The organism is Arthrobacter sp. lap29 (assembly GCF_032458965.1).
GTDB classification, from domain to species: domain Bacteria; phylum Actinomycetota; class Actinomycetes; order Actinomycetales; family Micrococcaceae; genus Specibacter; species Specibacter psychrochitiniphilus.
This window is the reverse complement of the sequence record NZ_JAUCEK010000001.1, coordinates 244,680-258,110: the sequence shown is the minus strand read 5'-3', so window position 1 is coordinate 258,110 and position 13,431 is coordinate 244,680. Positions and strand designations below refer to the sequence as shown.

At 59.9% G+C, this 13,431-nt stretch carries 10 protein-coding genes; 3 read left to right on the top strand and 7 right to left on the bottom strand.

Annotated features, from left to right (window positions below):
* Position 1: 1 nt before the first annotated feature.
* On the bottom strand, positions 2–481 hold the full coding sequence (locus tag RY113_RS01155; protein ID WP_315913002.1) for a hypothetical protein: 480 nt from the start codon (positions 479–481) through the stop codon (positions 2–4).
* A gap of 231 nt (positions 482–712) precedes the next feature.
* On the opposite strand from RY113_RS01155, the gene RY113_RS01150 reads away from it, so the two are divergent.
* Positions 713–961, top strand: a complete 249-nt coding sequence (locus RY113_RS01150) for a WhiB family transcriptional regulator (protein WP_038469266.1) — start codon at positions 713–715, stop codon at positions 959–961.
* A 66-nt stretch (positions 962–1,027) separates the two neighbouring features.
* On the opposite strand, the gene RY113_RS01145 is transcribed toward RY113_RS01150, so the two are convergent.
* The 5 genes from RY113_RS01145 to RY113_RS01125 form a co-directional block, all read right to left on the bottom strand.
* Positions 1,028–2,506, bottom strand: coding sequence for a sensor histidine kinase (locus tag RY113_RS01145; protein WP_110106541.1), 1,479 nt, complete (start codon positions 2,504–2,506; stop codon positions 1,028–1,030).
* 104 nt (positions 2,507–2,610) lie between these two features.
* Entirely contained in the window at positions 2,611–7,485 is a 4,875-nt protein-coding gene (locus RY113_RS01140) for an NAD-glutamate dehydrogenase (RefSeq protein WP_315913001.1), read from the bottom strand.
* Between the two features lie 56 nt (positions 7,486–7,541).
* Positions 7,542–9,287, bottom strand: coding sequence for a hypothetical protein (locus RY113_RS01135; protein WP_315913000.1), 1,746 nt, complete (start codon positions 9,285–9,287; stop codon positions 7,542–7,544).
* On the bottom strand, positions 9,284–9,925 hold the full coding sequence (locus RY113_RS01130; RefSeq protein WP_315912999.1) for an SAF domain-containing protein: 642 nt from the start codon (positions 9,923–9,925) through the stop codon (positions 9,284–9,286). Before RY113_RS01130 ends, RY113_RS01135 begins: the two co-directional genes overlap by 4 nt.
* Before the next feature lie 203 nt (positions 9,926–10,128).
* Positions 10,129–10,710, bottom strand: coding sequence for an XRE family transcriptional regulator (locus tag RY113_RS01125; RefSeq protein ID WP_315912998.1), 582 nt, complete (start codon positions 10,708–10,710; stop codon positions 10,129–10,131).
* 57 nt (positions 10,711–10,767) lie between these two features.
* Between RY113_RS01125 and RY113_RS01120 the strand changes: the two genes are divergently transcribed.
* Together RY113_RS01120 and RY113_RS01115 are read left to right on the top strand one after the other, a co-directional pair.
* On the top strand, positions 10,768–11,715 hold the full coding sequence (locus tag RY113_RS01120; RefSeq protein WP_315912997.1) for an NAD(P)/FAD-dependent oxidoreductase: 948 nt from the start codon (positions 10,768–10,770) through the stop codon (positions 11,713–11,715).
* Complete coding sequence (locus RY113_RS01115) at positions 11,712–12,341, top strand: class I SAM-dependent methyltransferase (RefSeq protein ID WP_315912996.1); 630 nt, start codon at positions 11,712–11,714, stop codon at positions 12,339–12,341. The genes RY113_RS01120 and RY113_RS01115 overlap by 4 nt, the downstream gene beginning before the upstream one ends.
* Positions 12,342–12,720: 379 nt before the next feature.
* On the opposite strand, the gene RY113_RS01110 is transcribed toward RY113_RS01115, so the two are convergent.
* Positions 12,721–13,293, bottom strand: coding sequence for a DUF805 domain-containing protein (locus RY113_RS01110; protein WP_315912995.1), 573 nt, complete (start codon positions 13,291–13,293; stop codon positions 12,721–12,723).
* Positions 13,294–13,431 lie beyond the last annotated feature (138 nt).

The following is a 13,431-nucleotide window of genomic DNA, read 5'->3' as shown; positions in this document are numbered from 1 at the left end:
GCTAAAGGATCGTTTCCTCCGCCGCCGTACGTAATGAAAAGGCCACCACTTTGGGGGTGAAGAGGAAGTAAACAACCGCCAGCGGCGGCAAGAGGAGCAGCAAGCCCAGCATCAGCTCACCTTCCAACAAGGCCGGCGTAGCGATGGCCACCATAAGCAATTGCCACACAAACGCAGCCGAGCGTGTCCACCTGAAACCATGGAAAGCCTTGAACGCTACCGCACCCAAGCCTGCGGACAGCCCCAAGAGCAAGAGAGTCAAAAATATGGCGCTCGCAAAGGAATTACTCGGCTGTGTGAGCAATGAAAAGATCGACCAGATGCCGAACACGGCCAATGCCAACGCTTCTAATCCCACCACGCCCGCAATGACAAAAACGCCTGCCGGGCGGACTAACTCACCGCGTTTAAGGCTCGCTTCCAACGCATCAGCGTCCTCGGGGCGGGGCATGTCAGCTGGGGTTTGGGGATCGTTTTGCACAAGAGCACCTTATCGGAGTTTGCGGGGTGGGGGCCGGGAACCCGCGGGGCATTGTGACGCATCGCTCACGGTTAGAGACAATTATTTCCGCCATTACCCCTTGTTTACGTTGAGTTAACATGACAATCTTAAGTAAATGACCTGAAGGGCCCATTGTGGGCCTTTTCTTATGTGGCCTAAAGTGAATTTTTTCACAAGACGCCCCCGTTTTAAAAGGAGTGAGTGATCAGCATGGACTGGCGTAGTCGCGCAGCCTGCCTCGACAAGGACCCGGAATTGTTTTTCCCCGTGGGAAACACAGGTCCGGCCTTGCTGCAGATCGAGGAAGCAAAGAGCGTATGCCGCCGCTGCCCCGTGATTGACACCTGCTTGAAGTGGGCCATCGAATCCGGACAGGACGCAGGCGTGTGGGGCGGTCTTAGCGAGGACGAGCGCCGCGCTATGAAGCGCCGCGCAGCCCGCGCCCGCCGCGCAAGCTAAGCGCACGCAAGCTAAGCGCATAGGCAACTGACCCGCAGCAATCACAGATTGCTGCGGGTCAGTTTTTTAATGCCGGGAAATCAGTGCCATCTGCATCTCAACCACCGTGCCGCCACCCTCACGCACAGACCAGTCAATGGTGCCGCCTAATTCACTGGTCACCAGGGTCCGCACAATCTGCAACCCCAGACCCTCGGCAATGTTCCCCGGCGGCAACCCCACGCCGTCGTCCGCGATCTTCACGGTCAGCGCGTCATCACCTGAATCATTCTTGAACCGGTGCGCCATCAGCCACACCGTCCCCTCCCGGTCCTGCAAACCATGTTCGACGGCGTTGGTCACCAACTCGTTGATCACCAGTGCCAGCGGGGTGGCGAAATCGCTGGGCAGCTCACCGAAGGCACCCTCGCGTTCGGTGCGCACCCGCTGGGACGGGGAGGCAACCTCGGCGGAGAGCCGGAACTGCCGGTCAATCAGCTCATCAAAGTCAACGTTCTGAGCCAGGCCCTGGGACAGCGTCTCATGCACCAACGCAATGGTGGCGACCCGGCGCATGGCCTGTTCCAGCCCCTGCTTTCCCTCTTCACTGTGCATGCGGCGCGACTGCATCCGCAGCAAAGCCGCCACTGTCTGCAAATTGTTCTTCACCCGGTGGTGGATCTCGCGGATGGTGGCGTCCTTGGTCACCAGCTCCTGCTCCCTGCGCCGCAGCTCGGAAACATCGCGGCACAGTACCAGTGCTCCAAAGCGTTCCACACCATCACGCAACGGAATGGCCCGCAATGACAAGCTGACGCCCCGTGATTCAATCTCGGTGCGCCACGGCATGCGGCCCGTGACAACCAGTGGCAGCGATTCATCCACCATGCGCCGGTCCTTGAGCAGCCCCGTGGTCACCTCGGCCAGGGACCGGCCTTCCAAGGACTCGCCATCTCCTAGCCGGCGGAAAGCCGAGACGCCGTTGGGGCTGGCGTATTGCACAATCCCGTCAACGTCCAGACGCAGCAAACCATCACCAACACGCGGCGCACCGCGGCGGGATCCTGTGGGCGAGGCAAAATCGGGCCACAAACCCAAGGTGCCCATCTTCAGCAAATCGTAGGCGCACTGCCGGTACGTCAGTTCCAGCCGGGAGGGCATCCGCGAGCTGGAGAGGTCCATATGTGTGGTGATAACAGCCAGTGTGCGCCCGTTGCGCACCATGGGGATGGCTTCAACCCGCATGGCCATGTCCGGGCTCCAGATTTTGGTTTCATGCGAGCGCTCAATGTTTTGACTCTTCCAGGCCGCCTTCACCAACGGCTCCAGAGAAGGCTGAATCTGTTCGCCCACAAAGTCTGCGTGGAACATGGTGTGAGAAGTGGAAGGCCGCACATGGGCCAGCGCCACATGCCCCGTGCCGGTTTTGGCCGGGAACCACAGGACCAGGTCGGCGAAGGAAAGGTCAGCAATCATCTGCCAGTCCCCCACCAAAAGGTGCAGCCATTCGGCGTCGCCCGGGGCCAGCCCGGGATTGTCCCTGATCATGTCGGCAAAAATTGCCATCGGGCTCCTTTTAAAAAAATGGGTGGCGGTGCCCGCTGCGAACAGCGGGCACCGCACTACCTGGCGCGTTCGAGGGCGCCAGTTACACAGATGGTGTGCTGCGGTTACCGCCGCACAATTGAACGCAAGAGCCTCAATGCTACCGACAAGGACGCCATGTCGTCCTGTTCGAGCTCGTTGACTTCGGCAAACATCCGAACAGCCCTCTCCAGCTGCTCCGCGTTCTGTGCCTCCCAGGCTTCAATGCGCGCTAGGGTGGAGGCACCCTTCTCGGTCCGGTCCAGAACATTACTGGTCATGTCCGCCGTGGTGGCGTACAGGTCATCACGTAAGGCTGCACGCGCCAGCGCCTGCCACCTGTCATTACGTGGCAACGCCGTGATCCGTTCCAGCAGCGAGTCCACCCCGTAGCGGTTGTAAAGCGTGTAGTACACGCTCGCCACCGTGTCCTGTGGTTCGGCCAATGCTTCACTGACCTTGGCAACATCCAGCAGCGGGAACGTCTCAAAGAGTTCCGCCCAGCGGCGGCCCAAGGCCAGCGGCATGTTAAAGGATGTGGCCTGGCTGTACCAGTTCTCCACCCGCTCCACATCCACACCTTGGACGAACTCACTCAGGCGTGGGGCCAGGTTGCTGACCCCAGGCTTGAAGCGTTGCACCAGCTCCGCAATGCTCTGCTGCCCAATCCCCTCATTGACCAGCCATCGCACGGCCCTATCCAGCAGGCGGCGCATGTCCAGGTGAACCGTGCTCCACTGCTCCGTGGGGAAGCTGGGCGGGAGTTCGCCCAGCATGGTGGTCATGGACTTCAGATCAAAGATCTCATGCAGGGCAACAAAGGCCTTGGCAACAACCACTTCGCTGGCCGAGGATTCTTCCATGGCCCGGAAGGCAAAGGTGATGCCTCCCAGGTTCACCATGTCATTGGCCACCACGGTGGCAATGATTTCCCGGCGTAGCGGGTGCGTGTCCAGTTCCGCATCGAAACGTGCCGCCACCTGGGCGGGGAAGTAACGGCGCAGTGTTGTCTTGAACCACGGATCATCGGCCAAGTCACTGTTGGTGAGTGACTTGGCCAGTTCCATCTTGGCGTAGGCCAGCAGCACGGCAAGTTCCGGGGAGGTCAGTCCCTGCCCGGTTGCCAGGCGTTCTTGCAGTTCGGCGTTGCTGGGCAGCGCCTCAAGCTCACGGTTCAGGTCCCCGTGATCTTCCAGCCAGTCCATGAAGCGCTCATAGCTGGGGCTCCACTCAACCACTCGTTGACGATCGTTGAGCAACAAGATGTTCTGTGCAATGTTGTCCTCGAGCACCAGCTGCCCAATTTCATCGGTCATGGACATCAGGAAATCGGTGCGTTCGGCGGGGTCCAGCTTGCCTGCGGCTACCATGCGATCAACGAAGATCTTAATGTTCACTTCATGATCGGAGCAATCCACGCCGGCAGAGTTGTCAATGGCGTCAGTGTTCAGGATGACCCCATGCAGGGCAGCCTCCACACGCCCATGCTGGGTCATGCCCAAGTTGCCGCCTTCGCCAATGATTTTGACCCGTAGGTCCGCACCATCAACACGAATGGGATCGTTGGCTTTATCTCCCACCGAGGCATTGCTTTCGTAGCTGGCCTTGATGTAGGTGCCAATGCCACCGTTGTACAGCAGATCGGTGGGGGCCAGCAGCACTGCCCGGAGCAGCTCCGGCGGGCTGAGCTTCGTGGTTCCGGCGGGCAGGCCGAGCGCCACGCCAACTTCCGGTGAGATCGGGATCGATTTCAGTGTGCGTGAGTACACCCCGCCACCGGCGCTGATGAGCTCCTTGTTGTAGTCCTGCCATGATGATCGCGGAAGATCGTACAGGCGCTGGCGCTCATCGAACGCCACACCTGCCACAGGGTTGGGGTCCAGGAAAATATCACGGTGGTCAAAAGCTGCCACCAGATTGACGTGGCGGGTACGCAGCATCCCGTTGCCAAACACGTCCCCTGACATGTCTCCTACGCCCACGGCGGTGAACTCCTGGGTCTGGGTGTCTACACCAAACTCGCTGAAGTGCGCTTTGACGGACTCCCACGCGCCACGGGCGGTAATGGCCATGGCCTTATGGTCATAGCCCACGGAACCACCCGAGGCGAAGGCGTCACCGAGCCAGAATCCGTACTCCGCGGAGATGGCGTTGGCCGTGTCCGAGAAGGACGCCGTACCCTTGTCTGCCGCTACCACCATGTACGTGTCATCACCGTCATGGCGGACCACATTCACCGGCGGCACCACCACTTCACCGGCATCGGTAGCCACCAGGTTATCCGTGACGTCCAGCAGCCCGCGGATGAAGGTCTTATAGCTTTCCCGCCCTTCCTCCATCCAGGCGCCGCGGTCCACTGCCGGGTTGGGCAGTTGCTTGGCGAAGAAGCCGCCTTTGGCCCCGGTGGGCACAATCACGGCGTTCTTGACGGTCTGCGCCTTGACCAAGCCCAACACCTCGGTGCGGAAATCTTCACGCCGGTCAGACCAACGCAGCCCGCCGCGGGCCACCTTACCGAAGCGCAGGTGCGTGCCTTCCACGCGCGGGGAGTAAACCCAAATCTCAAACATGGGCTTCGGCGCCGGCAAACCCTCAATGGCTAGCGGATCCAGCTTCAGACTGAGGTAATCCCGTTCACGGTAGTAGTTGGTGCGCAAGGTGGCATCAACTAAGTTGGTGAAAGTGCGCAGGACCCGATCGGCATCAAGTGTTGGGACGCTTTCCAGCGCCGCATTGAGCCTGGTGTGGATCTCATCCTGCAAGGCCGGGCGGGCCCCCTCCTCAATGGCAGGGTTGAAGCGGGCCTCAAAAAGCTCCACCAACCCGCGGGTAACATCCACATTTTCCAAAAGCGTGTTGGCAATGAACCCGTAGGAGTTGGTATTGCCCATCTGGCGCGTGTACTTGGCATAGGCGCGCAGAATGACTACCTGGCGTGCATGCATACCCTCGGTCAGCACCAAGCGATCAAAGTTATCCGACTCGCTGCGGCCCGTAATCGCTGCACCAAACGCCTCCGTCAGCAGGTCCGCCGTTGTCAACGGGTCAACTCCGGCAGGGTACTTCAGGCCAAGATCGTAGAGGAAGAAGTCACGCTTATCAGCAGTTTCAATGTCAAAGGGCCGCTCATCCAGCACCTCGAGTCCCAAGCTGTGGAAAAAGGGCAGGATCTTGCTCAGGCTTTGCGGATGTGCCATGTACAGCTTGACGCGGGCATCTCCTTCAAGGAGCCCGCCGCTGCCCTTGGGCAGGTAGACGTGCATGCCGGGGGCACACTTATCGGGGCTTAGCCCGGCCGCTGTTGCAGCCTTGTAACGGGCATCAAATTCCTCAAAGCGGGCAATGTCCGCCAGAGCGTCCTCAACCTCAAAGTCCACCCGGTAGCTCTGCGGGAATGCATGAGCCCACTTGGCTTCCAAACGGTCCGCCACCTCGCGCTGCTCCGAATCACGCAACACCTGGGCGATCCCCTCGGGCCAGGACCTCGCCGCACGCACCAGCCGCTGCTCCAGTTCGGCAGCCTGCAGATCCGCCGGAACCATGTAGGCCTTGGGCAGGCGAATGCGGAAGAACAGCCGGGCCAGCGCCGATTCGCTCATGCGCGCCTCAAAATCAATGGACACGGCGCTGAAGGTGCGGGTGAGTTCATCCTCAATGCGGTGCCGGACAGCGGTAGTGTAGCGATCACGCGGGATGTAGACCAACGCGGACATGAAGCGTCCATAGATGTCAGGGCGCAAGAACAACCGCGTGCGGCGTCGTTCGGCCAGCCTGAGGATCCCTTCCGCGATCTCGATTAGGTCCGAAACCTCAATCTGGAACAGCTCATCGCGGGGGTAGGTCTCCAGAACCGCAAACAAGTCTTTGCCGGAGTGTGAGTTGGGCGGGAAACCGAAGTGCCGCAGCACAGCCTCAACCTTTTCCCGAACCACAGGGATGTTACGCACGGAACCGGTGTAAACCCCAGAGGAAAACAAGCCGATGAAACGCTGCTCACCGTTGACATTGCCCTGGGAATCGAAAGACTTCACACCAATGTAGTCAAAGTACGCGCCGCGGTGGACTGTGGAGCGTGAGTTGGCCTTGGTAATGACAAGGACACGTTTTTCACGGGCCTTGCGCTGCCCCGTTGTAGTCAGGTGCTGAACGGTAGGGTGGCTGGAGCCATCCCGCATCAGGCCCAGGCCGCTGCCCTCACGATTGACGAGTACGTCTTCACCGTCACGCTTTTCAAGATCGTATTCGCGGTAGCCAAGGAAAGTGAAGTTATCTGCCTCCATCCAGTGCAGTAAATCTTCGGCTTCGCGCAGGTCCACAAGATCTTCCCCTGCCAGCACGGTGGCCAGAATTTCTGCCCGGCTCAGCGCCTTCTCACGCATGGCAGGCCAATCTTCAACCGCTGCCCGTACATTGGCCAGCACCTTGGCGAGGCCTGAGTAGAGCGCCAACTTGCGCTCGTCGTCGATCTTGGGAATTTCAATGGCAATCCATGATTCCAGGAAGGAGGAATTCTCCCCATCCCCCAGCAGGTGGGCAATGTTAGGCATTGCTGAGGTGTCCCCGCTGGCGATGCCCGCGTGGGAAGGAACCTTCGTGACAGCGCTCAAGACGTTGGATTTTTTATCCCGGGAGATCACAAAAACGGGGTGCGTGACCAAATGGATGGCGAGATCTTGGCGCACCAATTCGGCACTGACCGAGTCAACCAAGAAGGGCATGTCATCGGAAACAATGTAAACCACGCTGGCATCGCGTTCGTCGCGGATATCCACCGTGGAATGGCCGGGAGTTCTAATGGCTGCAATCTGCTGGTGGAGCAGGGCCCGCGCATTAAGTACGTCCGGGTCATAGCGAGCGGCGTCCTCTACGGACAATTGCACAAAGTAGTCATTATGGAATGACTGTCCACCAAACTGTGGGTGCTCCTGCACAGGCTCGTGGCTTGAAGTGTGCGATGACATGAATTAACGCCTCCGTCAAAGAGATGAGACCGCTTCTTTGCAGGCCTGTTCTGAGCCTAGCCCTGATTCTGCAGGGCTGCTGTGGTGCTTGTGACAGCGGATTCAGAGTTCTCTTGGACAGCTGCACAATCGATCCGGCTAATGCCCCGGCGCAGCGGCGAGTCCGGAGCCACCTCCAGCAGGAGCCGCCCTTCCAGCAACGCCCTATCAGTTATTTCCGGGTCCCAGGGGAGAAAATGCCTGATCGGCGCGGTGGGGCCAAACCGTTCCCAAGCCTGTGCCAGTGCCTTTTCCGGTGCCCGCCCGGCAGCTTGACGGCGCACCTTATTCACCACCACATCTATCCGTGCAGCAGGGAAGGCCGCTTGGAGTTCGTTCATGCCTCGGATCAGTCTCGGGATCCCCACCGGGTCCCCGCTGCCCACCGCGTAGATGATGTCCGCCTGGGCCAGCACAGTCAGCGTTGCGCCGTTGCGCCGCGGAGCTACGGTGTCATAGCTGAGTTCCTCATCGTTCTCTAGCGAGAATCCGCAATCCACCACCACCAAGTCTGCCGATTCCCGTGCCAGAGCTACAACCCTGGCCACGGCGGCCGCCCGCAACTCCGGCCAGCGATCGGCCCTGGTCAGGCCCGTCAAGAGGGAAAACGTGCCTGCTGAAAAAACAACCTTAGTCAAGATGTTCGTGAAGTGAACTGCGGATAAGGTTCCCTGGTCAGCTGCCCGGCATGCCTGGGCAAAGGACGCGGATTCCTCCAGCAGGCCCAGCGCGGCACCAATGCTGGCTCCGTAGCTATCTGCGTCTATCACCAAGACACTGCGGCCGGCAGCCGCCTGTTCGGCTGCCAGATTTATGGCCACTGTGGTGCGCCCGGGCGATCCAATGGGACCCCACAACGCCACGAGCATGCCTGCGCGGCCGGGCAGTGCCGGTGTTGCTTCAGCTGTGACCGCAGGTGAAGTCCGGGCGGCGGGAGGAGTTGGTTTTGGCGCTGGCGGCGCAGGTCTGGACAGTGCCGGCTTTAACGGGTCCAGCTTGTGCAGAGCTGACTTCGGCCGGTCCGGCGTTGGTCTTGGCAGCGGCGTGGATCGGGGGCTAGAATCCGTTTCGGTTTCTTTAGTGGTTTCGGGGTCTATTTCGTCTTCCTGGGTCCGGTCGCGACGCCGTAATCGGCGCCGCGTCCGCTCCCACAGACTCGCGTGCTGCGCTGGATCCGTGGCGTCCGCAGTGTTGTGCTTGACAGTGTTGTGCTTGACAGCGTTGTGGCCCGCTTCTTCGCCGGTGGTGTCTGAATGCCCCGCGGTGACTGGAACTGTGGGCTCCGGCGCGGCAGTGAGGGCCATTGCATCTGCTTGCGGCTTCGTTGGAGTGCTCGCGTGTGCTCCCCGCGAAGCTGCCCCATCTGTGGGGGCTCGCGCAGGGACGGCGTACCCACCTGCCCCATCCAACTGCTTGCGAGATTGCACGGCGGCTGTGACTACCTGGGCGAGCAGTTCCGCGCTCACGTGCTCCGTGACAACGCCGGCACCGATCGAACGTAGGCGCTGTGTGGCCTCTGCAGTAGTGGCAACAGCCACCACGCTGACACCAACCGCGGCCAGCCTGTCCACAAGCGTTGCGCTGAGTTCATCCGCCCCCTCGGCTACAACAGCCGCTTGTGCCAGCCCATTTTGGCACGCTGCCAGAAGCTCGGCCAGCTCAGGACAGCGGCGGACAATATGAAGTGCGCCTCTGTTGTTTTCCAGCTCAGCAATCACCGCTGCCGGGGTGTCCCCCACCGCAACCACTGTCACTGGGCTCATGGCGCCGCACCGGGATTCCACACCACGGAAACTTTGGCATTGTTGGCCACAGCACCAAGAAATTTTGGCATTTGAGCGTCAGTGACCAGAACCATGAGGGCTGTGTTCTTGCTCGATCCCAAGGAGCCCGAGGCTGACGCCAAGGAGGCAACTTCAGCTCCCGGGAGCATCAGCACCGGCTCAGCAAAGCCGTTGCGGTCATCGGGCAGGGCCACCCAAACGTCAACATAAGCGCCCACCACTACCTCTTTGGGCAAGGGTTCAGTGATAGTGACAGGAGCTGGTTTTCGGTTCAGCGCATCGATCCGCCCAATGCTGCTACGGGAGACCAGTTCACCCTTGGGAACCATGCGAATGGCGACGGCGTTCGCATCCAGTGCGTCGGCCGGATCAAGATATTTCCCATCAACGTCTCCCAGCTGGACATCCACAATGGTGAAGGAATCCGGAGTGATCTTCTGACCTACCACCAGCGCATCCTTGGCCACATACATGGGTACTGTCTTGGCTGCGTTGCCCACCAATGCCACCACCCCGGCCACGGACGCCAGCACTAAAAGAATGCCAATGAGCAGACGTGGATCCTTCCACGACGGTTTGCTCAGCCGTGGTGCTTGCCCCGGCATTTCCATCGCCATAGCCCCGCCCCCTTCAGGAATCTGGCAGCGATGGTGCGAGCCACGCTGCCTTCTACCCTTTCTACCGCTGATTGGCCACGGTTGAAAGGGCTTCCTCAAAAACCGACTAAAACTGTGGACAACTTCAGCAATGATGGAACAAGTTGCCATCCCCTGCTCTCGTTTGTCTGCGTTGTCCAGGTGGGGGTCTTTTGGCCTGAGCCTCATGGTCCCGTGATGTGGATCCGTTCGCCTTGAGGACTGAACAGGCCGAGGAGTTCGACTGGTTGTTCATTGGCGCTGGAGATCAGGTGCGGTGTTCTTGTGTCGAACTCGGCTGCTTCTCCGACGTCGATCGCGGTGTGGGTGTTTCCTAATTGCAGGTCAAGGGTGCCGGAGAGGACGTACAACCATTCATAGCCGTCGTGGGTTTGTGCGGTTGCTGCTGGATGCTTGCCACCGGGAAGGATCATCTTGAAGGCTTGCATTGGGCCCCCGGATTTCGTGAGAGGGATGTAGATCATTCCGTGGCGCTTTACGGGGTGCGGACGGATTCGAGGATCTCCCGTGGGTGGCGCCTTCACGATGTCATCGAGGGCGACTCCGTAGAGGCGAGCGAGCGGGATGAGTAGATCAAGAGTGGGAGCCCGCTCGCCCGACTCCAGGCGCGACATGGTGCTCACGCTGACATTGAGGTGCCCGGCCACCTCGGTCAAGCTGATTCTGCGTTTGGTCCGAAGGTCTCGCAACGTGGGTGCGATCCCGGTCATGATACGTTCAACGTCCTCGGCCACATCAACCTCCATTTTGCGGATATTGCAAGATACCTTGCAGTATATGCAGGTTCGGCTCAAGATGAATAAATGAACAACGAAAATTGGGAAGTCATAATTATTGGCGGCGGCAGCGGCGGGCTGAGCGCTGCTCTTACACTGGTCCGGGCACGGCGACGCGTGCTTGTCATCGATTCCAGCAGTCCCCGCAATCGCGTATCGGGCCACATGCACGCTGTCCTGGGGCACGACGGGAAACCACCGCTGCAGTTGCTCGCCGAAGGCCGCGAGGAGATCGCACGCTATGGCGGAGTCGTGCGCTCGGGCGCAGTGGTTGCGACAACGGCCGTCAAGGGCGGATTTTCAGTCGAGTGCAGTGATGGTGAGACGTTCACTGCCCGGGCCCTGATCATCGCTACAGGCCTTGAGGATCAGCTTCCCGAGATCGAAGGCCTGGGCGAAGTATGGGGCAGCGGGGTAGCAGTCTGCCCGTACTGCGATGGTTACGAAGTCGGTGACGGCCGGATCGGCATCCTCGCCACCGGCCCCGGCAGTACCTTTCAAGCCCAACTGCTCCGACAGTGGTCACCGCAGATCGTCTACTTGGAAAACGACGTCGGCATTCCCACAGCCGAGGCCGGGCCCGGACTGGCAGCACGCGGCATCGAGGTCATCAGTGGCGCAGTCGCCCGCGTCCTTTCATCCAATGGACAGCTCACCGGGGTGGAACTTGCCAGCGGAGAGCATATTCCTCTCGATGCGATTTTCACAGCACCCCGCTTCGCACCTCGCGACGAACCCCTTCGTCAAATCAGTGCGGACCGTACCGACTTCCCGTGGGGCTCCTTTGCCACAGTTGATGCTGCCGGGCGCACCAGCGTGCCAGGAGTTTGGGCCGTGGGCAACGTGGTCGATGCGAACGCCAGCGTGTCCGTAACCATTGGCGCTGGCGCACTCGCCGGTGGCATGCTCAACCACGAACTCATCCTCGAAGACATCCAAGTAGCAGTCACTGCCATGGCCGAGGTGAACAAATGAGTGACCATACTCCTTCCAAGGACTTTTGGGAGACACATTACGCGGGGATGGATGCTAGCTGGGCCCCGAACCCGAATGCCGCACTCAAACGAGTCGTCGCTTCGGAAACGGGCATGCCGGGAAGGGCTCTTGACCTTGGATGCGGACATGGCGCAGACGCCCTGTGGTTGGCGGGACAGGGATGGCACGTCACCGCAGTCGATGTGTCAGCGACCGCCGTCGCTAGGACCACAGCGCGTGCCTACGAGGCAAACCTTAGCGGGCGAGTCACGGCCATCGTCACTGACTTAGGCCTCGAAACACCTAAGGGCACCTTCGATCTCGTCGCAGCAAGCTACTTCCACACCCCGCTAGAAATCGACCGCGCAGCGGTACTGCGCCGAATGGCAGACCTCGTATCACCGTCGGGCCTACTGCTGATCGTTGACCACGCCTCCGTGGCACCTTGGTCGTGGAACCAGCATGGCCAAGTTTTCCCCACTCCGCAGCAGACACTGGCGACCTTGGAACTAGACCAGAGCTGGACCTCTGTTGAAACAGCAGTTTCTTCCCGCCTCGCAGCGGGACCTGACGGCGAAACCGCAACCGTGCTCGAGAACATTATTGCTGTTCGGCGCATAACATGACCGTGCAGCCAGAGCACCACCCCGTCATGCCAATCCAAGGAAAACAGTGAACCCGACATCCCTGACAGCGATAACCACCCGCGTCGACCGGCCCGATCCTCGACGTTGGATCGCCCTGGGGGTGATCTCACTCGCTACCCTCAGTCCTCAGACTCCGGTCCGCCCCGCTATACGGGCGGGGTTAGACATCGGGATCTATTCGCACCGGACCACCAACAGAAGGACCGGACAGCCAAAGATAACCAGATGACACTGAGACGATTCAACCCACTGGGGTCGTACCAGGACGAGGTCGGTAATGGGCAATGCGGAATGGGCCTTGCGAACAGTCCACACGCTTGCGGCCGTTGAGATCCCTTGTTTGCCATACTCAGAAAACCTAGCGGTTAAGTTGGCGATCGAATCGGCGTCCGGCATCCTTTGACGGTTGCGCTGCAAGAATAAGCAGGATTAGCGAGCCAATGAAAGGAATCACCGCAAAGAAAAAGAAAGGTCCGGGAAAGTTGGCGTCGTGCAGACGACGCCATGTGAGGGACAGAAATGGAACCACGGTTGCGAGGAAGAGCAGGGCCGCAAGCGCAACTCCTATAATGATGAGAATAGCCGCAGGGGGATATTCGATAACCCCAGGTTGGGTATAGCCCATAAGGCTCTTCGTACCGTTGCCATAGTCGTAATATTCTGCTTGCTTGTTGTTCGCGGCCCAGGAGGCACCGACGATTACACCAATGCCCAGGACGACATACGGAACAAGTGACAGCACGGCGTGTGCCAGTGCCACCCACCAGAACTCGCTTCTCGAGGCGCGCCCGTGGAAAGCCGTGTATTTGCGGAAGAAGCGACTAATTGCCTGCCCAATTCGTGCCCCATATAGCGGCTCTGTGATATCAGACGGTTCAGTAGGGATCGTGCTTCGTACACCGGTCAGGGTGCGGGAATCCAGCTCAGACATCGTCATTTCCTAGGCATAAAATTGGAGAGACGCACTCTCGTTGGCATTAGTCTCAACAGTCTATCCAATCACTGGACAAATATAGCGTGGTGGCACGGTTAGCCCGGGTCGGTGTCACAGCCGGAGGCAGGGACGCGG